Here is a 20,887-nt window from a genome sequence, read left to right as displayed (position 1 = left end):
GTGCGCATCAAGCTGTAGGTATGTCCGTCCCGCTCTAACATGGAGCGGGATTTTTTTTGTCGATTTAGCCCAGTCCGGACAATTTATCCAAAATTATGAAAATATTTTACCAATTTCGCCGCATCCCTATAGTAGAATGACCAAAGAAGCTTGAGAGAAGAGAGGAGACAATCATGCAATCATTTCGACGTTACATAAGGCGGGTCGTACTTCCAGTACTGCTTACCGTATGGGTGCTGCTGCTCCTGCCCGGATGGGGCGGCACCGCACACGCGGAGGATGCCCCTTCCATTTCGCTGAAAACCGAAATCGGCTACGGCGGCAAAATGAAAATGGGCAGCTGGAATCCCGTCAAACTAACCCTCACCAGCAGCCAGGATATTTCCGGGGATCTGGTCATTCAGATCAACGGCGGGCTGGCCCCGACGACTTACGTTCAGCACGTCGAGCTGCCGAAGGATACGGCCAAGGTCATCGTCATGGGCGTGCCGGGGGACAACTTCACCAAGGATAACAATGAGATCCGTTTTTATAAAGATTCCTTTCAGAAGGGGAGGCTCATCAGCTTCAGCTCCGGCACGCCGTATTTAAAGGGCATGTCTGCAACAGTTTCCAATGTGGCTGTTCTGTCGGAGGATCCCGACACCATGAATTTTTTGAACGTGCTGCGGAGCAGCGGGTATGATCTGAACGTTCTGCCGCTTAAAAGCACGGATTTACCGGAGGATCCGATGCTGCTGGACAGCCTTGACGTCATGGTGCTGAACCGTTTTGCCTCGGATACCTTGTCCAAAGGGCAGACCGCAGCTGTGGAGCAGTGGGTGCGTTCCGGCGGGGAGCTGGTTCTTGCCGGCGGTGCGGCGTATCCGAAGACGGCGGCCGCTTTCGAGCAGGTTGCCCCGGTTCAGTATACAGGCACTTACACGGCGTCATCCCTTCCGGAGCTCGCCAAGCTGGGCGGCAAACCGCTGGAGCTGGGCGGTGAGCTCACGCTCTCCGACGCTTCTCCGGTAGAAGGGGGAGAAGTCATGTATCAGGCCGGCGGCAAGCCGCTCATCGCCTCCCGCCAAGTTGAGCAGGGCACCGTGCTCTATGCGGCCTACGATTTGTCGATGGAGCCGCTGGCTTCCTGGAGCGGTCACCCGTCCGTCTGGTCGTATTTGCTGAGGGATCACCTGGCGCTGTCCAATCAGCCGAACAACAAGTTCAATATGAAGCAAAGCCAGATGTATAATCTCATTAATGTGCTGGATTATTTTCCTTCGCTGAAAATGCCGTCTTTTCCGGCCATGGCCTGGCTGCTCATCATTTATGCAGTGATTGTGGCTCCCGTGCTGTACTGGATTTTGAAAAGGGCCGACAAACGCGAATGGGCCTGGTGGATCATTCCGCTTATCGCCGTTATTGCGAGCGGCGCCGTCTACATGATTGGGGCGGCGGATAAGACCAAGCAGCTTGCCCATACCATCAACATGCTCGAATTGGACGGGAAGGGCAATGCTTCTGAAGTAAGCGCCTCGGCGTTCTTTACGCCCCGAAGCGGGGAGTTCACGATCGATTTTCCGGCGCATACCTATCTGACGGTCGATCGGACCAATGGGGCTTTCGGCAGCTCGAACCGTTCGAGCAGCTTCGTGGAGGTCGGTGATCAGGCGACCCGCCTGACCTTAAGTGATATGCCGCAGTGGTCCCTCGCAAAGGTATGGTCCGATCGCCGGGAGAACCGGAAGGTCGGCCAGTTCGAGGTAAAGATCCAGCTGGACGCCAAGGGCAATATCGGCGGCCAGGTGACGAACAACACTTCGTATAACATGAATCATGCGGTGCTGGTGCTAGGCGGCAGCCTCTTTGAACTTGACGACCTCGGCAAGGGGGAAACCAAGCCGCTGTCGGCTGCCGGCAAACCGACCTCTATCCAGACGTACAATATGGCCAACCAAATCTTTGGCAACCAGACCGGAGGACAGGCGGACGAATTTACGCGGGAGCGGGAAATTCTCATGACCTCGGTTCCGAATACGGCATGGTATCAGTCAGGCTCCTACGTAATGGCGTGGAGCAAGGATCCGCTGGTCAGCTACACCATGGAGGGTAAGAAGCTGGAAGGCAATCAGCTGAACCTGTGGGCTCAGCCCGTTTCCATCGACTGGGCGCAGGACGGGAAGCTCAATATTCCTTTCGGCTTTATTCAGCCGAAGGTTACGCAAATATCGTCGCCGGGATGGTATGAGGATCCGAGCGGATCCACCGAAATGGATCAAGGCAGCATCACGTTTGAATATACGGTGCCTGCGCTGAAGCAGGGTGCCTCTGCCGTGCTGACTCTCCGTGCGAACAACCCCGGGAAGAAAACGGAATACCGGATTTTCAACAATGACAAGCAGACGTGGGACCCGGTAACCTGGGATGCCACCAAGCAGTGGAAGGCGGAGAAGAACGTCCAGCAATACTTGGCGGGTGGCCGGATCCGCCTGATGCTGACAGCCCAGGAGCATGTCCAGTTGAAACTTCCGGAGATCAGCCTGAAGGGGGCGGAGAAGCCATGATCGAAATTGAACATTTAACGAAAACATATGGGAGCTTTCAGGCGTTAAAAGATATTAATATGTACATTCCGCAGGGAACGGTCTTCGGATTCGTCGGCCCGAACGGCGCTGGCAAGTCGACGACAATGTCGATCTTGGCCACGCTCATGCTGCCCACTTCGGGCACCGCTCGGGTAGACGGCTTTGAAGTGACCGAAAACCCCAAGGAGGTCCGCAAAAGAATCGGCTACATGCCGGATTTCTTCGGGGTCTATGACCAGCTGAAAACGACGGAGTACCTGCACTTTTATGGAGCCAGCTACAACATCCCGCGCGGGGAGCGGGACAAACTGATTCCCCAGCTGCTGGAGCTCGTCAACCTGAGCGACAAAGCGGACACCTACGTTGACAGTCTGTCCCGGGGGATGAAGCAGCGGCTGTGCCTGGCCAGATGTCTGGTGCATGACCCGAAGGTGCTCATTCTCGACGAACCGGCATCCGGGCTCGACCCGCGGGCGCGCATCGAAATGCGCGAAATTTTGAAGGAACTGAAGCTGATGGGCAAAACGATCATCATCTCCTCGCACATCCTGCCCGAGCTGGCGGAAATGGTCGATGAAATCGGCGTCATCGAGCACGGGCAAATGGTCGCCCAAGGCCGGGTGGCCGATATCCAGAATCGTCTTCGCGTCAAAAAAGTGCTGCACATCCGTTCGCTGGATAAGGAAGAGGAGCTTGCGGCACGGCTGCGGGATGAACCTTACGTCAGCGGCGTGCTTGCCGACAATACCGGCATCCATGTTCATTTCGGCGGCGGGGATGAGGATCAGGGAGCGCTGCTGCAGAGAATCGTCTCATGGGGTTACCCCGTGCTATCGTTTCACGAGGCGCAGACCAACCTGGAAGACGTATTCCTCGAAATTACGAAAGGAGGGCCCGCGACATGAATTGGACGCGCAAATGGATCAATCCCGTGCTGGATAAGGAGTTTCGGCTGCGGATGCGGACCCCTCGGTCGGCGATTTCCTTGATGGTGTATATTTTGGTTCTCGGGCTGATTGCCCTGGGCTTTATTTATGTAAGCATGTACCTGGGGAACGGCGGCGGGCAGACCCGATTCAACTCGAACATGGGGCAGATCATGTTCTATGTGCTGAGCTTTGCCCAGCTGGTGCTGATTGCATTCATGGCACCGGCGCTGACGGCGGGCGTCATCAGCAGCGAACGGGAAAAGCAGACGCTCAGCATGCTGCTTACCACCCAACAGAGCTCGTCGACGATTATTTTGAGCAAGCTGGTATCCTCGCTCAGCTTTATGGCGCTGATCGTGGTAGCGACGCTGCCGGTGTATAGCATCGTATTTATGTATGGCGGCATCTCCCTGAATCAATTGGTCTCACTGTTCCTGTTCTATCTGTTCATTATGCTGATGCTGGGATCGCTGGGGGTTCTTTTCTCCACCCTGCTGAAGCGGACGATGATCTCCGTGATCGTGACCTATGGCGTGGGATTGTGCATCTTTTTGCTGACCGGACTACTGTATCTGTTCGCACTGAGCATGGTTCAGCATCAAAATGCACAATCAGTACTGCAGCCGGATTACTCCTGGGTCGGTTTTATCCTCGGCTTGAATCCGGCGGCGGCGTTGATCAGCTTATTCGAACCGAGCTTCTCCAAACAGGCTTTCCTCGTCCGGGGAACGACGCTCAACGCGGATGCGCCGATTCAGCTGTGGCAGGAATTTGTGGTGGTGTACAGCGTGGTCATCATCGTGTCGCTCTGGATCAGCATCCGCCGGATTCGTCCCGTTCGCCGGAGAAGGAAGCAGGCAGAGACAGACGGCACGGATGGCGGAGCAACGATGAAGCCCGTGAAGTGAGCGCTAGGCGGGATTGTAAGGAGACAGGACGGAATTATAAGGACAGCTGCCGAGTATTTATGGGGCCGACAATGATTCAGATGGTTGAGTACAGGTGAACCTGGCGTCAATAAACACGCTGGCAGGCGGTTGAGATCGCAATAAATGGCACCTGACTTGAGCCGCTTTTGGCGGACGATATGATGAGGAGATAAACCGATTTAAAAAGGAGGTGAAACCATGGACCCGATCATGCAGGCGATTCACCGGGCCCGCGCCCGTCTGCAGGTCTTCAGAATGCAGAGGTATTTGGCATACGGGTTATTCTGTGGTTTGACGGCAGCGCTGCTTCTCCTGCTCGCCGCCAGGCTGTGGCCGATTCCTTTCTACCAGCTGGCCGCTGCCGGGCTTGTGATAGCAGGGGCGGCTGCCGGTCTGGCCGCCGGGCTGCTGCACCGCATCCGTGTGAAGGAAGCGGCTGAGGCGATGGACCTCGCCAGCGGCAGCGCGGAGCGAAGCGACATGATGGTGACCGCATTGTCTTTTGCCGGGAACGATTCGGCGGCGGCTCGGTGGCAGCGGACCCAGGCCGCCGAATACGGCCGCCTGTTTACGGCACAGCTGAAGACAAGGCTGAGCAGGCCGAAGCTGACGAAGTGGTGGGCTGGCTGCGGTGGGGGACTTGCTGTATGCCTTGCTCTGGCACTGCTGCCAAGCCCGATGGACGACAAGCTTGCCCAGGCGGCGGAGCAGAAGCAGTGGGTTCAGGAACAGCGGAAGAAAACGGAAGATCTGGTGAAAGAGCTCGAGACGAAGAAGCTGGATCTGACGGCGAAAAAACCGCTGGCCGACCACCTCAAATCGCTGCAAAAGGAACTGCGCGGGACCAAGGATCCGGACCGGGCCTTGGAGCAGCTGGAGAAAACGATGAAGGCCATGGAGCAGACGGCCAAACAGCAGGAAGAGAAGGCGCGGAACCTGTCGGAGCTGGGCCGGAAGATGCAGCAGACGCCCCAGCTGTCTTCCATCGGGAAGAGCCTGGAGCAGAAAGATCAGGCTGCGATGAAGAAAGCGCTGGACCAGCTGAAGAAGCAAATCCAGAAGCTGTCGCCGGAAGAGAAGGAGCAGCTGCGGGAGGCTCTGAAGAAGATGGCCGAAGAGGCCGCGAAGAAGCAGGACACCAGGGCCCTTCAGGAAGCGCTCAACAAAGCGGAGCAGGCGCTGGCCGGCACGGACCCTTCCAAGCTGGACGAAGCCTTGAAGGGGCTGGAGGATGAACTGGCTAAAGCGATTGCCGCAAGCCTGGCGTCTTCCAGCCAATCCGACGCCGCTTCGGCAATGGCTGCCAGCCTGGCATCGCAGGGGCTCGGCTTGGCTTCGCAGATGACGGCGGCCGGCATGCCCGTATCGGATGCCTGGGCCACCGGCGGCGCGGCGGAACAGCTGGCCCTGGCGGAGTCGGCCGGGATGGGCGAGCCTTCGGACAGCGGCGGGGGCGATGCATCGGAGCCGGCTGGCGGAGCGGGCTCAGCCGGTGGGCAAGGCAACGGCCCCGGCCAGGGATCCGGCAGCGGATCAGGAAGCGGATCCGGTTCCGGCGCAGGTCAAGGCGGATCCGGGCGCGGCGGCTCAGGCCAGGGGCCTGGCGGTTCCGGTGCAGGCCTGGGCCAAGGCGGTCGCGAGCTCGTCACGACGCCGCGCGAATTTGCCGGCAAAGGGAACGTGCAGGCAGACAACGGTCCAATTCAAGGTGGCGGCGGAACGGTCCAGAAAGGCGGCGTGGCCCCGGGAGTCGAGGGAGCGAGCCGTCCTTACGAGGAAGTGTACAAAGAATATGAGGCCGAGGCCAAAAAGTCGCTGGGGCGCAGCGACCTGCCGCAGCAGATGCAGGGCCTGGTCGAGGAGTATTTTACGGGAATCAATCCGAATCCCTGATCCACAATTGAGGAGGAAGGCTAATGCTGGATACGCAAATTCAACCGGAAGCTTGGAAAGAGACGATATCCCGGGTACGGGAGCAGATCGCCGAGGTGATCGTGGGCCAGCAGGAGGTCGTCGAGCAGATGCTGTGGTGCATCTTTGCGGGGGGCCATGCTCTTCTGGAAGGCATTCCCGGTCTGGGCAAGACGATGCTGGTCCGTACGATTGCCGACACGCTCGACCTGTCGTTCTCGCGCATCCAGTTTACGCCGGATTTAATGCCAAGCGACATTACGGGTACGCAGGTTATTTCTTTCGGCCGGCAGGGGGAGACTTCGATGTCTTTTCAGCGCGGGCCGCTCTTCAGCAGCATCGTGCTGGCGGATGAGATCAACCGGGCCACCCCGAAAACGCAGAGCGCTTTGCTGGAGGCGATGCAGGAGAAAACGGTGACGGTCGGCAGCGAGACACATGTTCTGCCAAAACCGTTCTTCGTCCTGGCGACGCAAAACCCGCTTGAAAACGAAGGGACCTATCCGCTGCCGGAAGCCCAGCTGGACCGGTTCCTGCTCAAAATTCTCGTGCCATATCCGGGAAGCGAGGAGCTGAAGGAAATCGTCCGGCGGACGACGACGAACCGTCAGCCCGAGGTGCGGAAGCAGGCCGGTGCCGCAGAGCTGCTGGAAATCCAGCAGGGGGCAAGGGAAGTGCTGGTCGCCGATGAAGTGCTGGATTATGCGGCCCGGCTGCTGATGATGACCCATCCGGAAGAGGCATCGGCGCCGGAGGGCGTCAAGAAGTACGTTCGCTTCGGTTCGGGACCGCGCGGCATCCAGTCGATCATTTCGGCGGGGAAAGTCCGGGCGGTCTGCCAGGGAAGGATGCACCTGTCCACAAGCGATATCCATGCCGTCGCGGTGCCGGCATTGCGGCACCGGATATTTTTGAACTTTGAAGGCCAGGCCATGGGTATTACGACAGACCAGGTGATCCGCGAGATGCTGGAGCGGGCGGAGGCGCAGGGATGAGCGCGGAATACCTGCTGCCCCCGGACTGGATGGTACGGCTGGAGCGGATGAGCCTTGGCTCCGCGAAACGCGTGGCCGGTACCCTCCAGGGCAAACGGCGCTCCAGCCGGCTCGGCTCTTCGCTCGAATTCGCCGATTATCGGCCTTACGCTCCCGGGGATGACATCCGCCGGTTCGACTGGGGCGTGTATGCGCGGACAGGCAAACCGTTCGTCCGGCAGTTTATGGACGAACAGGAGCTGATGGTCAGCCTGTACGTGGACTGCTCCGCTTCGATGGATTTTGCAGGCGGGACCCCTGGACGGGAAGGGAATGAAGCGGTTCCCTCCAAGCTGCGGTATGCGAAGCAGCTGGCCGCCAGCATCGGATATATCGCGCTGAGCTCTTATGAAAGGCTGCAGGCCTGCTGCTTCAGCAGCCAGATCGACTCCCGCCTGCCCGTGCTCCGCGGGCGCGGGGCGGCCCATCGCCTGTTTCGGTTTTTTCAGGACGCAGCACCCGGAGAAGAAGGAAGCCTGGCGGCAGCCTTCGGCGCACCGGGAGCGATGCCCAGGCTGCCGGGCATGACCTGGATCTTCTCGGACTTCTGGCTGGATGAACGGGAAGAGGATCTCGGGCTCATGCTGAGCCGCCTAAGAGGGGCAGGGCAGGAGGTCGTGCTCGTTCAGGTGCTGGCCCCGGAGGAAATTGATCCGGCCTACAGCGGCGACCTGAGGCTGATCGACAGCGAACTGCGCACCGGTAAGGATATCGCCTTCACCGGCAAAGTGTTACGAGCCTACCGGGACGAGCTTGAACGGTATCAGGAATACCTAATGAAGCTGGCTGCGGATCGCGGCATGACCTTCATCCGGGTTTCGACAGATATGAGCCTGCAAAAGGCGGTGTTTGGCGTCATGGCGGGGGCAGGTCTTGTCATCGCCTGACGGGCCAGGCTTACAGAGAAAGGGGGGAAGCATTGTGGGAATCGGTTCATGGGCAGGGCTGTGGTTTGCGCTCAGCATACCGGCGATTCTGCTGATGTATTTGCTCAAACGCAAGTTTATAGACACCACCGTGCCCAGCCACCTGCTGTGGGACCGGGTGCTGAAGAATATCGAAGCCAACCGCCCGTGGCAGAAGCTGCAAAATCGTCTGCTGATGTGGCTCCAGCTGCTTGCCGCCGCGCTGCTCGTTTTTGCCCTGCTGCAGCCTTATCTGTGGGTATCCGGAAATAGCGGGGGGCATATCGTTTTCGTTGCCGATACATCCGGGAGCATGGGCGCAACAGCTGGGCCACCGGCCGGCAATGCAGAACAGCCTTCCCAGAACCCGCAGGAGACGCGGATCGAACGGATGAAATCCGAGATGAAGCAATATGTGAAGAAGCATGCCCGTGGCAGCGAGGTTACCCTGCTCAGTATGAAATCCGAGCCCGACGTCGTCATTTCCCGGGAAAAGGATGTGAAGCGCATTCAGGATGCGATTGACGGCCTCACGCCTTACTACGGACAGGCGGCGTATAATGAGACGCTATCGCTGGCCTCTGCGCTTACACGGGAGGAGCAGAAGGCGGAGGTTGTCCTTTTTACGGACGGCGAATGGAAGGGCACCAGCGACCAGGTGACGTTTGAAGTTCCGGCCCACACGGTCCTGGTTGGAAGCGGTCCGGTGAAAAATGCCGGCATCCAGCAGTTTGGCATTCAGCAGGGCAAGGAAGGCAATGATGCGGTGGCCGTGCTCGGCTCGAGCGGGACATGGGATACGCCGGTCGAAGTGCGCATTTACGGGGACAACAAGCTGCTGCTTACCGAATCGGCCGATCTTACCCGGCACAGCGCCACGCTGGTCCTGCAGTCTCTGGCGCCGGCGGATGTTTACCGGATTGAGCTGGATGGCGATGACGGATATGCCGCGGACAACGCAGCTTACGCTTTTGGGAAAAGCAGCCGGGAGCCGAGCATTCTGCTGCTGACGCCGGGCAATCTGTTTCTGGAGAAGGCGCTGCAGTTGACCGGAGCGCAGGTGACCCGGATGACGACGGAAGAGGTGGCATCCAGCGATTCCGCAAAAACAGCGGATTCAGGAAACCATGCGTCTGTTCCACAGGTTCCCAAGGATCCGCCGGATTTGATTGTTGTGGACGGGCAGGCGCCTGCTTTTACGAAGGAAGGTTCCTGGAAGCAGCTGCTTGAAGAAACCCCGCTGTGGTCGATCGGCGGCAGCGGTCCGGAAGTCAAGGTGAACGGTCAGGAGCCTAAAGTATCCGATCATCCGGTAAACCGGTACATCACGCTGAAAGGCCTCTACGTGGGTGCGCTGCACAAGAAACCGCTGCCGGCCTGGGCCGAGCCGCTGGTGACGATCGGCGGTACGCCGGCAATATATGCGGGCAAGGAGGCGGGACATCCGCGCCTGTCGTTTCTGTTCCGGCTGCAGGACACGGATCTGCCGCTATCGGCGGAATTTCCGATCCTCGTCCATAACGCGGTGTCTTGGCTGAACGAAGGCGAAGGCACGGGTCTCGGCAGGGTAATCGCCGGATCGGGCATGGAGGTGCCGATCGCGGCGGATGCGGAGCAAGCGGAATGGAAGGTGCAGCATACCGGAGTGCCTGGTGCGGGAGCGCTGGTTCCGGAGGTGCAGAAGCGGGAGCGGGGGATATCCTCCCTGCAGACGGCGCCGCAAGTACCCGGATTATATGCTTTCGAAGAGCGGAACAATCAAGGCAACACCACCAGCTATCTGGTGGAGGCGGCTGCCGATCCTTTTGAGGGGTCCTTTGCCTCCTCTAAGCCGGTTGTTTTGAAATCAGGCCAAGACGACGATACAGGCAGGGCGGCGGCAGCTGCCGGAGAACAGGCAGGGAATCACGGAGCGGATGGGAAAATCGGTCAGAGCCGCTACTCGCTCATGTGGCTGGCCGCGGCCGTCGTGCTGCTGATGATTGTGACCGAATGGGGGGTGTACCAGCGTGGGCGTTCAATTTAATCACCCTTGGCTGCTGCTGCTGGTCCTGCCGCTGGCGCTTCTGATGGTGTATGCGTACAGATCGGATTTTCGGTTGTCCGGCCGCCGCAAGACCTGGGCGATCGCCATCCGTTCCGTGATCCTGCTGCTGCTTGTGCTGATGCTGTCCGGATTGCAGTCTTACACCGTATTGCACCAAAAGAAGGTTGTATATGTCGTCGACCGCTCGATGAGCATGACGGACACGGAAAGCGCCGAAGCGTTTATCGGACAATCGGCCAAGGGAAAGGAACCTAAGGACACCATCGCGGTGGTATCAACGGGTCTGGACGCGGCTGTTGAACAAAAAGAGACACGCGAGGTTCCGGGCTCCCTTCGGCTTAATGCGGACCTGAAGCGGGAGTACACGAATCTGGAAGCCGGCATGACACTCTCCGGGAGCATGCTGGACAGCCGGTCGGATTCCCGGATCGTCCTGATCACCGACGGAGAGGAGAATGTCGGCAGCATGCTGTCGGCCGGACGGCTGTTGAAGGACCAGGGCATCCCGGTTGACGTGCTGGAGATGCCTTCGTCCGAACAGCAGGACGTTTCCGTGGAAGAGGTCAAAGTCCCGGAGAAGCTCTATCAAGCAGAGTCCTATTATATCGAAGTGCTGGTGCGGAGCACCTATAAAGGCAAGGGCGAGCTCCGGCTGTATGAAGACAACGCGGAGATCGGACGCGAGTCGGTGGACGTGACCCCGGGAGACAACCGGTATGCCGTGAAGGGGCTGGCGAAAAAAACGGGGCTTCACCGCTATCGTGCCGAAATTTTCATGGACGGCGACCGCCAGTCGGCCAACAATGCGGGATACGCCTTTACCCGGGTGGACGGTCCGCCCAAGGTGCTGATCGTGGAAGGCGAGAAGGGGAACGCGGCCAATCTTGCGTCGGCCCTGTCATCGGGCCTGGTTCAGTACGACCGGATCGATCCGAGTGTTCTGCCGCTGGAGCCGGCAAAGTATGCGGCGTATGATTCCATCGTTTTTAACAACGTATCCGGTGACCAGGTCGGCGAGCGTCGGATGGCCATGATCGAACAGGCGGTCCGCACCTACGGGGTCGGCCTTATGATGACCGGAGGTGAGGACAGTTACGGCATGGGCGGCTATTTCAAGACGCCGATCGAAAAACTGCTGCCCGTCTCCATGGAGCTTGAGGGCAAGCGGGAGATCCCGTCCCTCGGCCTGATCCTGGTTATCGACCGTTCGGGCAGCATGAGCGGGGACAAAATGGAGCTGGCCAAGGAAGCGGCGATCCGTACGGTGGAGATGCTGAGATCCAAGGATACGGTCGGCGTGGTCGCTTTTGATTCCCAGCCGTGGTGGGTGGTGACCCCTCAGCCCCTGGCGAACGGCAAAGAAGACGTCATATCGCAGATCCAATCCATCCAAAGCGAGGGCGGGACCGATATTTACCCGGCCGCGGCGTCTGCCGTGGAGGAAATGCTGAAGGTCAAGGCCCAGCGGAAGCATATCATTCTGATGACCGACGGGCAGTCGGCCGGAAACGGCGGGTACAGCGATTTGATCGAGCAGATGAAGGGCGGCAAAATCACGATGTCCACGGTTGCGGTCGGGATGGACGCGGACGTCAATCTGCTGCAGTCGCTGGCAGATGAAGCCAAGGGACGTTACTACTTCGTGGATGACGCTTCGTCGATACCGGCGATTTTCAGCCGTGAAGCCGCGATGATGTCCAAGTCCTACATCGTGGACAAGCCGTTTGTACCGGCCCTGCAAAACGGCGGAGACTGGACGTCTTTGTTTGAAAACGGCGTGCCGCAAATTTACGGCTATGTCGCCACGACGCCGAAGCAGGGGGCGCAGACGGTGTTGACCAGTCCGGAGCCCGACCCCCTGCTGGCGAGGTGGCAGTACGGATCCGGCCGATCCGTTGCCTGGACGAGCGATCTGATGGGCAAATGGTCGAAGGACTGGGTAGCCTGGCCCGCCTTCTCTAATGTCGTGACCCAGATGGTGAAGTGGACCTTCCCGCAGTTTACGGCTTCCCCTTATGAGGTAAGCACGCAGATCGAGGGAAATCAGGTTCGTTTTGAAGTCAAATCGGATACGGCTGGCACGGATAAACTGCAGGCGGTCATTACCGGGGATGATCTGCAGGAGCATAAGGTGGATCTCGTTCAGGAGGCGCCGGGAAGCTATACCGGAGAGCTGCCGGTGGAGCAGTCCGGTTCGTATCTGATGACGCTGCTGGATGGCAGCGGCAAGCCGGCCGCGCCCGGCAGCGGGCTGGTCGTCCCTTACTCCCCGGAATACCGGATTGCGGACGGGAATGCGGATCAGGAGCTTCAGCGCCTGGCTGAGCTGACCGGCGGCCGGATGCTGTCGATCGACCATCCGGAGCAGGTGTTTGCCGCCAAAGCCAAGCCGAGCCGCCAGCTCCATGATTGGAGCTACGCGCTGCTGGCCGCCGCCCTGGTGCTGTGGGTGGCGGACATTGCCGTCCGCCGCCTGGCGCTCCCATGGGGCGCCATCGCATCGCGGGCCGCCGCCATCCTGCGGCGGCGGCAAGCACCGGCCGGCGGGGCAGAGGCCCCGGACGCCGGCCTGGGCCGGCTGGCGGCGCGCAAGCAGCGCACCGCCGCCTTCTACGGCGGCCGCTCGGCCGGGCCGCCGGCACCGGCGCCGCAGGCGCGCGCGGAGCGCGGCGCGGCCGACGCCAGCGGGCGCAGCCCGCAGGAAGCCGGAGCGGAGCGTCCGGCTTCGGGGGCGTCCCGCCCGGCGGCTTCGCCTTCGCCGCCGCGCGGGGCGCCTGCAGCCCGGCCGACGGAGGCCGGGCCGGGCAAGGAAGCTGCGGCGCAAAGCCCGCCGCAGCCGGAAGAAGGGCGGTCCGCAGCGATGGACCGCCTGCTGGCCGCCCGCAAGCGGAACTCGCGCTAGGGCCCGCAGCAGACATGACTGTCTGCCGTGCGCTTAATAGCAGAACTCGCGCATACCCATATACACGCCAATCAAAGAACCCCTTGGTGGCAGGAGGGCTGAAGCCCGGCAGAGCCATTCCAAGGGGTTCTTTTTTGTATAAACGTCAACCCGTACAGCATCTCCTATAAGGTGATCAACATCCCTCAACATCCCCTAAGAATTCCCGCCGGCAAGCCCCCAGCGGCACGTCATCGTCAGCACGTCCCCGCTCAGCTCGGCGGACAGCCGGCCGCCCATCTTCTCCATCAGGCTGCGGGCGATGGACAAGCCGAGGCCGGTCCCTTTACCGGAGCGCGTTTGGTCCGCTGTATAGAAGCGGTCAAACAGCAGGGAGGGATCGGTTCCGGCGAGATGCGGGGCATCATTGCGGATGATCAGCACGGCCTCGTTATTTTGCCGCTTCAGCCCGATGCCGACTTCGCCGCGCGTGTGCTTGATCGTATTGAGCAGCAGGTTTTCGATGACCCGTTTGACGGCCGACTCATCCGCGAACCCGATGATCTCCTCTTCAGGAAACTCCAGCAATGGGGTGATGCCGCAGTCGGTGAACTGGTCGTACAGGCTCATGATGACACCCTGCAGCACCGGGACGAAACGGATGCGCGCCGGCTTCAGCTCGTAATCGGTGGACTCGATCACGGACAGCTCGAAAAAATCGTTCAGCAGCGCCTGCAGACGCTGCGAACGGTGTTTTATGACGCTTAAATAGGCATGCCTTTCTTCGGGACTGAGATCATCGGCCTCGAGCAGCTGGATGTAACCGAAGATCGACGTCAACGGCGTGCGGATATCATGAGACATGTTGGCGATCGCCTGCTTCAGCTCGTTTTCCGTTCGGCGCTGCAGGGCGCCGCTCTCGGTCACCCGGTCTATCAAACGGTTGATTTCAGCCGCAAGCGTTTCAAGACCTTTTTCGTAATAGGACAAATCGGTTTTCTTGCCGGATCTGCCTTCGTTGTAGCTTTTCAGCTGGACGGTTACTCGCCGAAGTTCCCTGCGCATCCGCAGGAGGCGGACGACGAGCAGAGCGATTACGGCGATAGCGACTATCGTGAGGTAGAGCATCGTTTGTCCGCCTCCTTAGGTGAAATGGTTCCCCACGAAAAGAAATTCACTTATTGCAGCAAATCTACCGCAGGGAGTTGTTTCTACTTAATCTCCTTCTTCCGGAAGGCCAGAATCCCCAAAGCTCCAAACATCAGGAACCAGACGACCGGAACAACGGTCATGGCGGTGAGCTGTCCGCTGCTTCGTTCCAGGATCGGCACGTTATTGACCAGCTTGAAGACGGAGTAGTCGTAGAGTGTTCCGATGAAAGGAATGTATCCACCGGCTCCGGCGAACAGGGAATCGGCCAGTAGGAACAGGATAAACAGGAAGCCGATCGATTTGCCGCTGTCGGTCAACAGAGTGGAGAACAAGGCGGCGATGCCGGCAAATCCGGCCGCATAGAGGACGGTAAATCCCAGGGCGCGCAGGACAAAAGGCAGCGGTAACGATCCTGCGTCCCCGCTTGCGATCACCATCACGGCTGTCGATACCACAGGCAGGACAAGCGCAAGCATGACGGCACCGACGGTGAAGACCAGCAGCTTCGCGATGAACAGCCGGATCCGGCTGTTGCCGGAAGAGGCGATACATTTCATGACGCCGGTCGAATATTCGCTGGAAATAAAGAAACCGGCCAGCAGGGCGGCGGAAAATTTCAGCACATAGGCGTTGCCGGCCAGCACATTTTGCATAAACGCCAGGCTCGTGATTTCCGGCTCGCCGGCGGTATGGTCCATGATGATGAGCAGGGGGTACACGATGGCGGCCGCCGCAATGCACAGGAACAGAGTCCGGAACGAGAGGTCCTTGCGCAGCTTGAACCATTCTGCTCTGATGACGTTGCTCATGGCTGCACACCTCCGATCCGTTTCGTGAAAAACGTCTCGAGGTCTTCGCCTTTCGGCATAAACTGCTCGATCTCCAGGCCGGATGCGGCGAGTGCGGTCGATACGCGCCCGGGATGCTCCAAATGATCGTAGAGCTGGATGGAACCGTCCGGCATCACTTCGAATTCCGTGGTGTCCAGCCGGTTCTGCAGGACCGATGCTGCCGCGGCAGGGTCGTTGACTTTGATATGAATGAACTGCCGGCATTTCTCCTGCAGTTCCTTGGCCGTCAGCTCCTCGAGCAGGACGCCGCGGTGAATGATACCGTAATGGGTGGCCAGCAGATGCAGCTCGCTTAAAATATGGCTGGAAATCAGGATGGTGATCCGCCGTTCCTGGTTCAGCCGCTTGAGAAGCTCGCGCATTTCGACGACGCCCATGGGGTCAAGCCCATTCGTGGGCTCGTCCAGAATGAGAAACTCCGGATCACCCAGCAGGGCGATTGCCAGACCCAAACGCTGCTTCATGCCCAGCGAGAAGTTTTTCGCTTTTTTTCGGCCGGTCTCTTCCAGGCCCACCCATTCGAGCGATCGTTTTACGATATCCTTTCCGGGTATGCCCCGCAGAAGCCGGTTGGCTTCGACATTCTCCTCCGCCGTCATTTGCGGGAACAGCGCCGGGCTTTCAATGATCGATCCGATGCGTTTGCGCGCTTCGATCGTTTCCGCAGGACCGCTGTATCCGAACAACTCCACTGCGCCTTCCGTTGGAAAGGCCAGTCCTGCGGCTATGCGGATGAGCGTGGATTTGCCGGCTCCGTTTTGCCCGATGAATCCGTAAATGGATCCCCGTTTGATCGAGAGATTCACCTTGTCCAAAGCGATGCCGTTTTTGAACGTTTTGGTGAGATCCGTGGTGCGAAGAACATATTCGCTCATGATTTTCTCATCAGCCTCCCTCCAGTGATAGGCTCAGTGTATTGCGGAAAGCGTAAGAGAAGTTTAAGGCAATTCTTAAGAAAGGATTAAGCTGAAGCCGTGCTTCGTCCGGTACCGGACTGCAGCGGATAACGCCATGCGGTTGCAGGGCGAAGGCTGCGCCCCTAAGTCCATCGGTTCCTCACGGCTTCAGCCGGTAGCCGATGCCCCAGACGGTTTCGATCCATTCCTCGCCGGGAACAGCCTTGGCCAGCTTGCTGCGCAGATTGCTCATGTGCACGTTGACGGTATTGTCATCCCCGAGAAACTCCTCGCCCCAGATGCTCTCATACAGATTGGATTTGGAAAATACCTTTTTGGGCGATGCCATGAGCAGATGAAGGATGTCGAATTCACGGGCGGTCAAGGAAATGGGCTCACCGTCGGCGTGAACGGTTTTGGCTTCCGGGTCGAGGACCAAATTTTTATGCGAATAGGTCACCGGCTTGGCGGAGTTCGCGGCGCGATGGACCCGCCTTAAATGCGAGTCGATGCGTGCGGACACTTCCTCGATATCGAACGGCTTTGTGATATAGTCGTCGGCACCGCCGCGGAGGGCGGCGATTTTTCCGGACTGGTCGCCCTTGGCGGATATGATGATCACCGGCGGAGCGCCGTGTTCCCGAACTTCGTTCAGCACTTCCTCGCCGGATAAGCCCGGAAGCATCAAATCCAGAAGGACCATGTCCCAGGGCTGCTGCTTCAAATAAATGAGGGCCTCGGTTCCGGAAAAGGCGGGCTGTGCGGTATAACCGCCGCGGCGGACGACGCTGCAGAGCAGGCGGCTGATGTCGTTGTCGTCCTCCACGACCAGGATGTGCGTATTTCCGTTCATTTGTCGTTTTCACCTCGGTTACATGCAGTTGAATTACGAACTATCATACTCGAAGAAACGGCCGTTTCCAATGGTTTTTGCTGTTTCAGGACCGGACAGCGCGGGTCATAGATGGAAGACGCGTCAACCGGCAGGGTACATGAAAAATGTTTGAAACTATTGCCAGACGGAGGGCGGGGGAAACCTCGCCCAATCCCGCCCGGCTCATGGCTTCGACGGGGATCTGCCGCCCCTTCCTCCGATCTGATTTGATCCGCATAATGACCTTCTTCATGGGGAATGGTGATAAAGGTTATGGAAAAGAAGAAAGGCAAGTGTTATAATAAGTCAAAATGAAACATTCAAGCGGATGTTCTTCTAAGCCGCCGGGTTTTTCCGTGCTTTCAAGTGTGCCCGCTTCATGTTAATTTCCCAGAAATACTGAGGAGGATAACCATGACTGACAAGAATCAAGCGATTGACAAGGCCGAGAACGCGACCATCGATAATCTGTCGATTACGACGATCCGTACCCTCGCGATCGATGCGATCGAGAAAGCCAACTCCGGACATCCGGGTATGCCGATGGGCTCTGCGCCAATGGGATACCAGCTGTTCGCAAAGACGATGAACCACAATCCGGAGAATCCGACTTGGATTAACCGCGACCGTTTTGTTCTCTCCGCCGGACACGGCTCCATGCTGCTGTACAGCCTGCTCCACCTGAGCGGATACGATCTTCCGATGGAAGAACTGAAGCAATTCCGTCAATGGGGAAGCCTGACTCCAGGTCACCCAGAGTTCGGTCACACCGCTGGCGTTGACGCAACGACAGGTCCTCTTGGACAAGGCGTGGCTATGGCTGTTGGTATGGCACTGGCTGAAGAACAGCTGGCGGCAACTTACAACAAAGACAACTACAAAGTGGTTGATCACTATACGTACGCGATCTGCGGCGACGGCGACCTGATGGAAGGCATCTCGCACGAGGCTGCTTCCTTGGCGGGCCATCAACAGCTCGGCAAGCTGATCATGCTGTACGATTCCAATGACATTTCCCTCGACGGTAAACTCAACCTGTCCTTCTCCGAAAACGTACAGAAGCGTTTCGAAGCATACGGATGGCAAGTGCTGCGCGTGGAAGACGGCAACGATCTTCCGGCCATCGAGAAAGCCATTGCGGAAGCGCAAGCCGAAACGAGCAAGCCGACTCTGATTGAAGTGAAGACCGTCATCGGTTACGGAAGCCCGAACAAACAAGGTAAAGGCGGCCATGGCGGTACTCACGGATCTCCGCTGGGTGCGGAAGAAGCCAAGCTGACCAAAGAATTTTACAAATGGGTATACGAAGAAGACTTCTACGTGCCTGAAGAAGTTCGCGCTCATTTCGCGAAAGTGAAAGAACACGGCGTGAAAGTCAACAAAGAATGGAACGAGCAGTTCGAAGCTTACAAGAAAGCTTATCCTGAACTGGCCGCTCAATTCGAAAAAGCCGTTGCCGGCGACCTTGCCGAAGGATGGGATAAGGATCTTCCGAAGTATTCCGTGGAAGACAAAGCCGTATCCACACGCGTCGCTTCCGGTAACGCCCTGAACGGTCTTACTGGCGGCGTACCTCAGCTTCTGGGCGGATCCGCTGACCTGGAAAGCTCCACGATGACTCACCTGAACAATTTGTCCAACTTCACGCCTGACAGCCGCGAAGGCCGTAACATCTACTTCGGCGTACGCGAATTCGCGATGGCTGCAGTGATGAACGGCATGACGCTGCACGGCGGACTGAAAGTATTCGGCGGTACGTTCTTCGTATTTACCGATTACCTGCGTCCGGCGGTTCGTCTGGCTTCCATCATGAAGCTGCCTGTCACTTATGTTCTGACTCATGACAGTATTGCGGTTGGTGAAGACGGTCCTACCCATGAACCGATCGAACAGCTGGCATCGCTGCGCATCATTCCTGGATTGACTGTGATCCGTCCGGCTGACGCCAACGAAACATCGGCTGCCTGGGCTTACACGGTTGAAAATAAAGAGAACCCTGTAGCGCTCGTATTGACGCGCCAAAACCTGCCGATCCTGGCCGCTACAGCCGAGGGTGCACGCGAAGGTATCAAGCGCGGTGCTTATGTGGTAGCCGACGCGAAGAACGGCAAACCTCAAGTGCAAATCATCGCTACGGGTTCCGAAGTACAGTTGGCTGTGAAAGCCGCCGAAGCGCTGTCCAAAGAGGGCATCGAAGTTCGCGTTATCAGCATGCCAAGCTGGGATCTGTTCGAGAAACAAGACCAAGCTTACAAAGATTCCGTCCTGCTGCCTGACGTCAAAGCGCGTCTTGCCATCGAAATGGCTTCTCCATTCGGTTGGGAACGTTATGTCGGCGACAAAGGCGACATTCTCGGCATCTCCATCTTTGGCGCATCCGCTCCTGGCAACCGCGTCATCGAAGAATACGGATTTACGGTGGACAATGTAGTCAGCCGTGTCAAAGCGCTGCTGTAAGGTCCAGCCGTTTCATTCATATTTTGAGTTCAAAAGGAGCAGTGAGCACATGTCGCAGTTCAGCAATGCCACCATCGTCAAAGCAGCCAACGTCTATTATGACGGCCAGGTGACCAGCCGCACCGTCATTCTGGAAGATGGTAGCAAGGTTACGCTCGGAATCATGCTTCCGGGCACGTATGAATTTGGGACGGACGGTCCTGAAATTATGGAAATCCTGTCCGGCCACCTGAAGGTCCTTCTTCCCGGTGAAGAATCCTGGCAAGAAATTCAGGGAGCACACACGTTTCACGTGCCTGCCCATTCCAAATTCGCTCTGGAAGTGTTCAGCGTAACCGATTACTGCTGCTCCTACCCGGCGGAGTAACGAAAAAGGGTAAGTCCGTCATCTGGCGGACTTACCCTTTTCTCTCCGGTTAAACTCATCTTTTCTGCATAATTTGGTGCCGTTCCATTCAACCTATGGCTGTATATGGAAGGAGCCTGTCCCAATTATTGCAGCGGCTTGCCGCCGATCGTCTGTCCGATCCATGCTTCATAGCATTTGACGACAGCGGACAAGTCCTCATCTCCGAAGCCCTGCGTCTGTCCGGCTTGAAACAGGCTTTTCGCCAGGTTCAGCATTGGGGACGGCACGCCGGTGGCGTCGGTGAGGGAGGAGGCAAGCTTCAGGTCTTTGAGCATCAGCGCAAGGGAGAACTGGTTGCTGAAGTCGTGGTCGATGATTTTGCGGCCTTTCAGGTCCGCAGCCTTGCTGCCGGCCGAACCGAGCTGTACCAGCTCAAGGAAGCTGTCCGCAGGAATACCGGATTTGGCGGCGATGGCGAAGCCTTCCGCCAGGGCCAGGTTGTTGATGCCGACCATCGTGTTATGGGCGAGCTTGGCAACGGAACCGCTGCCGCTTGGTCCCATATGGATGACCTTCTTGCCCAGCGTATCAAACAGGCCGGATGCGGCTTCCACCACGGAAGCTTCTCCGCCGACCATAAATACGAGTGTGCCGTCGATGGCCGCCGGCTTGCTGCCGGTAACCGGTGCGTCGAGGAAATTGGCTCCGAGCTTGTGAACCTCGGCGGCCAGCTCTTTTACGAGCCCCGGGGAAATGGTGCTGCTGTCAATGACGGTGGTGCCTTGAGCCAGCGTTTTCAGAATGCCATCCTCGCCGTAAAACACCTCGCGGATGGAATCGTCATTGCTGACCATCGTGATGACCGCGTCCTGTCCTGCGGCCGCTTCGGCAGGTGTGGCGGCTTGGGACGCGCCTTCCCGGACAAGCGGCTCGGACTTGGAAGCCGTGCGGTTATAGACGGTTACCTCGTAACCTTGTTTTAACAGATTGGAAGCCATGGGCGCTCCCATGGTGCCCAGTCCGATGAAGCCTATTTTTTTCATGAGAATCACCTTTTCCTGTGAGATATAAGCATTCATTAAGTGTACCATGAGGCCATGCGACA

General features: G+C 58.2%; 15 protein-coding genes. 10 read left to right on the top strand and 5 right to left on the bottom strand.

Going from position 1 to position 20,887, the window contains the following annotated elements; genetic code table 11:
* The first annotated feature begins 173 nt into the window (after positions 1–173).
* From FHS19_RS20885 to FHS19_RS20850, 8 genes are all read left to right on the top strand, one after another.
* Positions 174–2,546, top strand: a complete 2,373-nt coding sequence (locus tag FHS19_RS20885) for a DUF8725 domain-containing protein (protein ID WP_183583719.1) — start codon at positions 174–176, stop codon at positions 2,544–2,546.
* Complete coding sequence (locus FHS19_RS20880; protein ID WP_089545525.1) at positions 2,543–3,472, top strand: ABC transporter ATP-binding protein; 930 nt, start codon at positions 2,543–2,545, stop codon at positions 3,470–3,472. Before FHS19_RS20885 ends, FHS19_RS20880 begins: the two co-directional genes overlap by 4 nt.
* A complete protein-coding gene (locus FHS19_RS20875; RefSeq protein ID WP_183583718.1) occupies positions 3,469–4,404 on the top strand; it encodes an ABC transporter permease in 936 nt (311 codons plus the stop codon). Before FHS19_RS20880 ends, FHS19_RS20875 begins: the two co-directional genes overlap by 4 nt.
* Positions 4,405–4,623: 219 nt before the next feature.
* Positions 4,624–6,318 carry a DUF8809 domain-containing protein gene (locus FHS19_RS20870; protein WP_183583717.1) on the top strand — a complete coding sequence of 565 codons (1,695 nt, stop codon included), beginning with the start codon at positions 4,624–4,626 and terminating at the stop codon, positions 6,316–6,318.
* Between the two features lie 23 nt (positions 6,319–6,341).
* On the top strand, positions 6,342–7,331 hold the full coding sequence (locus FHS19_RS20865; RefSeq protein ID WP_183583716.1) for an AAA family ATPase: 990 nt from the start codon (positions 6,342–6,344) through the stop codon (positions 7,329–7,331).
* The gene (locus FHS19_RS20860) at positions 7,328–8,257 is read left to right on the top strand and encodes a DUF58 domain-containing protein (RefSeq protein WP_183583715.1); all 930 of its coding nucleotides are present in this window, start codon (positions 7,328–7,330) and stop codon (positions 8,255–8,257) included. The genes FHS19_RS20865 and FHS19_RS20860 overlap by 4 nt, the downstream gene beginning before the upstream one ends.
* 34 nt (positions 8,258–8,291) lie before the next feature.
* Positions 8,292–10,301 carry a vWA domain-containing protein gene (locus tag FHS19_RS20855; protein ID WP_183583714.1) on the top strand — a complete coding sequence of 670 codons (2,010 nt, stop codon included), beginning with the start codon at positions 8,292–8,294 and terminating at the stop codon, positions 10,299–10,301.
* On the top strand, positions 10,285–13,224 hold the full coding sequence (locus FHS19_RS20850) for a VWA domain-containing protein (RefSeq protein WP_183583713.1): 2,940 nt from the start codon (positions 10,285–10,287) through the stop codon (positions 13,222–13,224). Before FHS19_RS20855 ends, FHS19_RS20850 begins: the two co-directional genes overlap by 17 nt.
* 195 nt (positions 13,225–13,419) lie before the next feature.
* Here the strand turns inward: FHS19_RS20850 and FHS19_RS20845 are convergent, their stop codons facing one another.
* The 4 genes from FHS19_RS20845 to FHS19_RS20830 all read right to left on the bottom strand — a co-directional run bounded on the left by FHS19_RS20845 (position 13,420) and on the right by FHS19_RS20830 (position 16,955).
* The gene (locus tag FHS19_RS20845) at positions 13,420–14,331 is read right to left on the bottom strand and encodes a sensor histidine kinase (RefSeq protein WP_183583712.1); all 912 of its coding nucleotides are present in this window, start codon (positions 14,329–14,331) and stop codon (positions 13,420–13,422) included.
* A gap of 83 nt (positions 14,332–14,414) precedes the next feature.
* Positions 14,415–15,164: an ABC transporter permease gene (locus FHS19_RS20840; protein ID WP_183583711.1), complete on the bottom strand. Its 750-nt coding sequence runs from the start codon at positions 15,162–15,164 to the stop codon at positions 14,415–14,417.
* Positions 15,161–16,081, bottom strand: a complete 921-nt coding sequence (locus tag FHS19_RS20835) for an ABC transporter ATP-binding protein (RefSeq protein WP_183583710.1) — start codon at positions 16,079–16,081, stop codon at positions 15,161–15,163. The genes FHS19_RS20840 and FHS19_RS20835 overlap by 4 nt, the downstream gene beginning before the upstream one ends.
* 181 nt (positions 16,082–16,262) lie before the next feature.
* On the bottom strand, positions 16,263–16,955 hold the full coding sequence (locus tag FHS19_RS20830) for a response regulator transcription factor (RefSeq protein ID WP_183583709.1): 693 nt from the start codon (positions 16,953–16,955) through the stop codon (positions 16,263–16,265).
* 435 nt (positions 16,956–17,390) lie between these two features.
* Between FHS19_RS20830 and tkt the strand changes: the two genes are divergently transcribed.
* Both tkt and ppnP read left to right on the top strand, forming a co-directional pair.
* Positions 17,391–19,433, top strand: coding sequence for a transketolase (tkt, locus tag FHS19_RS20825; RefSeq protein ID WP_183583708.1), 2,043 nt, complete (start codon positions 17,391–17,393; stop codon positions 19,431–19,433).
* Positions 19,434–19,482: 49 nt separating this feature from the next.
* The gene (ppnP, locus tag FHS19_RS20820; protein ID WP_076173446.1) at positions 19,483–19,800 is read left to right on the top strand and encodes a pyrimidine/purine nucleoside phosphorylase; all 318 of its coding nucleotides are present in this window, start codon (positions 19,483–19,485) and stop codon (positions 19,798–19,800) included.
* 125 nt (positions 19,801–19,925) lie between these two features.
* On the opposite strand, the gene FHS19_RS20815 is transcribed toward ppnP, so the two are convergent.
* Positions 19,926–20,825, bottom strand: a complete 900-nt coding sequence (locus FHS19_RS20815) for an NAD(P)-dependent oxidoreductase (RefSeq protein WP_183583707.1) — start codon at positions 20,823–20,825, stop codon at positions 19,926–19,928.
* Positions 20,826–20,887: the final 62 nt, after the last annotated feature.

Source organism: Paenibacillus rhizosphaerae (genome assembly GCF_014192015.1).
Classification (GTDB): Bacteria; Bacillota; Bacilli; order Paenibacillales; family Paenibacillaceae; genus Paenibacillus_AQ; species Paenibacillus_AQ rhizosphaerae.
This window is presented reverse-complemented; position numbering and strand designations above follow the sequence as displayed.

Bases quoted from the DNA above. Each gene is read 5' to 3' on its own strand.
- FHS19_RS20885 (WP_183583719.1), top strand. From the start codon at position 174: ATGCAATCATTTCGACGTTACATAAGGCGGGTCGTACTTCCAGTACTG.
- FHS19_RS20880 (WP_089545525.1), top strand. From the start codon at position 2,543: ATGATCGAAATTGAACATTTAACGAAAACATATGGGAGCTTTCAGGCG.
- FHS19_RS20875 (WP_183583718.1), top strand. From the start codon at position 3,469: ATGAATTGGACGCGCAAATGGATCAATCCCGTGCTGGATAAGGAGTTT.
- FHS19_RS20870 (WP_183583717.1), top strand. From the start codon at position 4,624: ATGGACCCGATCATGCAGGCGATTCACCGGGCCCGCGCCCGTCTGCAG.
- FHS19_RS20865 (WP_183583716.1), top strand. From the start codon at position 6,342: ATGCTGGATACGCAAATTCAACCGGAAGCTTGGAAAGAGACGATATCC.
- FHS19_RS20860 (WP_183583715.1), top strand. From the start codon at position 7,328: ATGAGCGCGGAATACCTGCTGCCCCCGGACTGGATGGTACGGCTGGAG.
- FHS19_RS20845 (WP_183583712.1), bottom strand. From the start codon at position 14,331: ATGCTCTACCTCACGATAGTCGCTATCGCCGTAATCGCTCTGCTCGTC.
- FHS19_RS20840 (WP_183583711.1), bottom strand. From the start codon at position 15,164: ATGAGCAACGTCATCAGAGCAGAATGGTTCAAGCTGCGCAAGGACCTC.
- FHS19_RS20835 (WP_183583710.1), bottom strand. From the start codon at position 16,081: ATGAGCGAATATGTTCTTCGCACCACGGATCTCACCAAAACGTTCAAA.
- FHS19_RS20830 (WP_183583709.1), bottom strand. From the start codon at position 16,955: ATGAACGGAAATACGCACATCCTGGTCGTGGAGGACGACAACGACATC.
- tkt (WP_183583708.1), top strand. From the start codon at position 17,391: ATGACTGACAAGAATCAAGCGATTGACAAGGCCGAGAACGCGACCATC.
- ppnP (WP_076173446.1), top strand. From the start codon at position 19,483: ATGTCGCAGTTCAGCAATGCCACCATCGTCAAAGCAGCCAACGTCTAT.
- FHS19_RS20815 (WP_183583707.1), bottom strand. From the start codon at position 20,825: ATGAAAAAAATAGGCTTCATCGGACTGGGCACCATGGGAGCGCCCATG.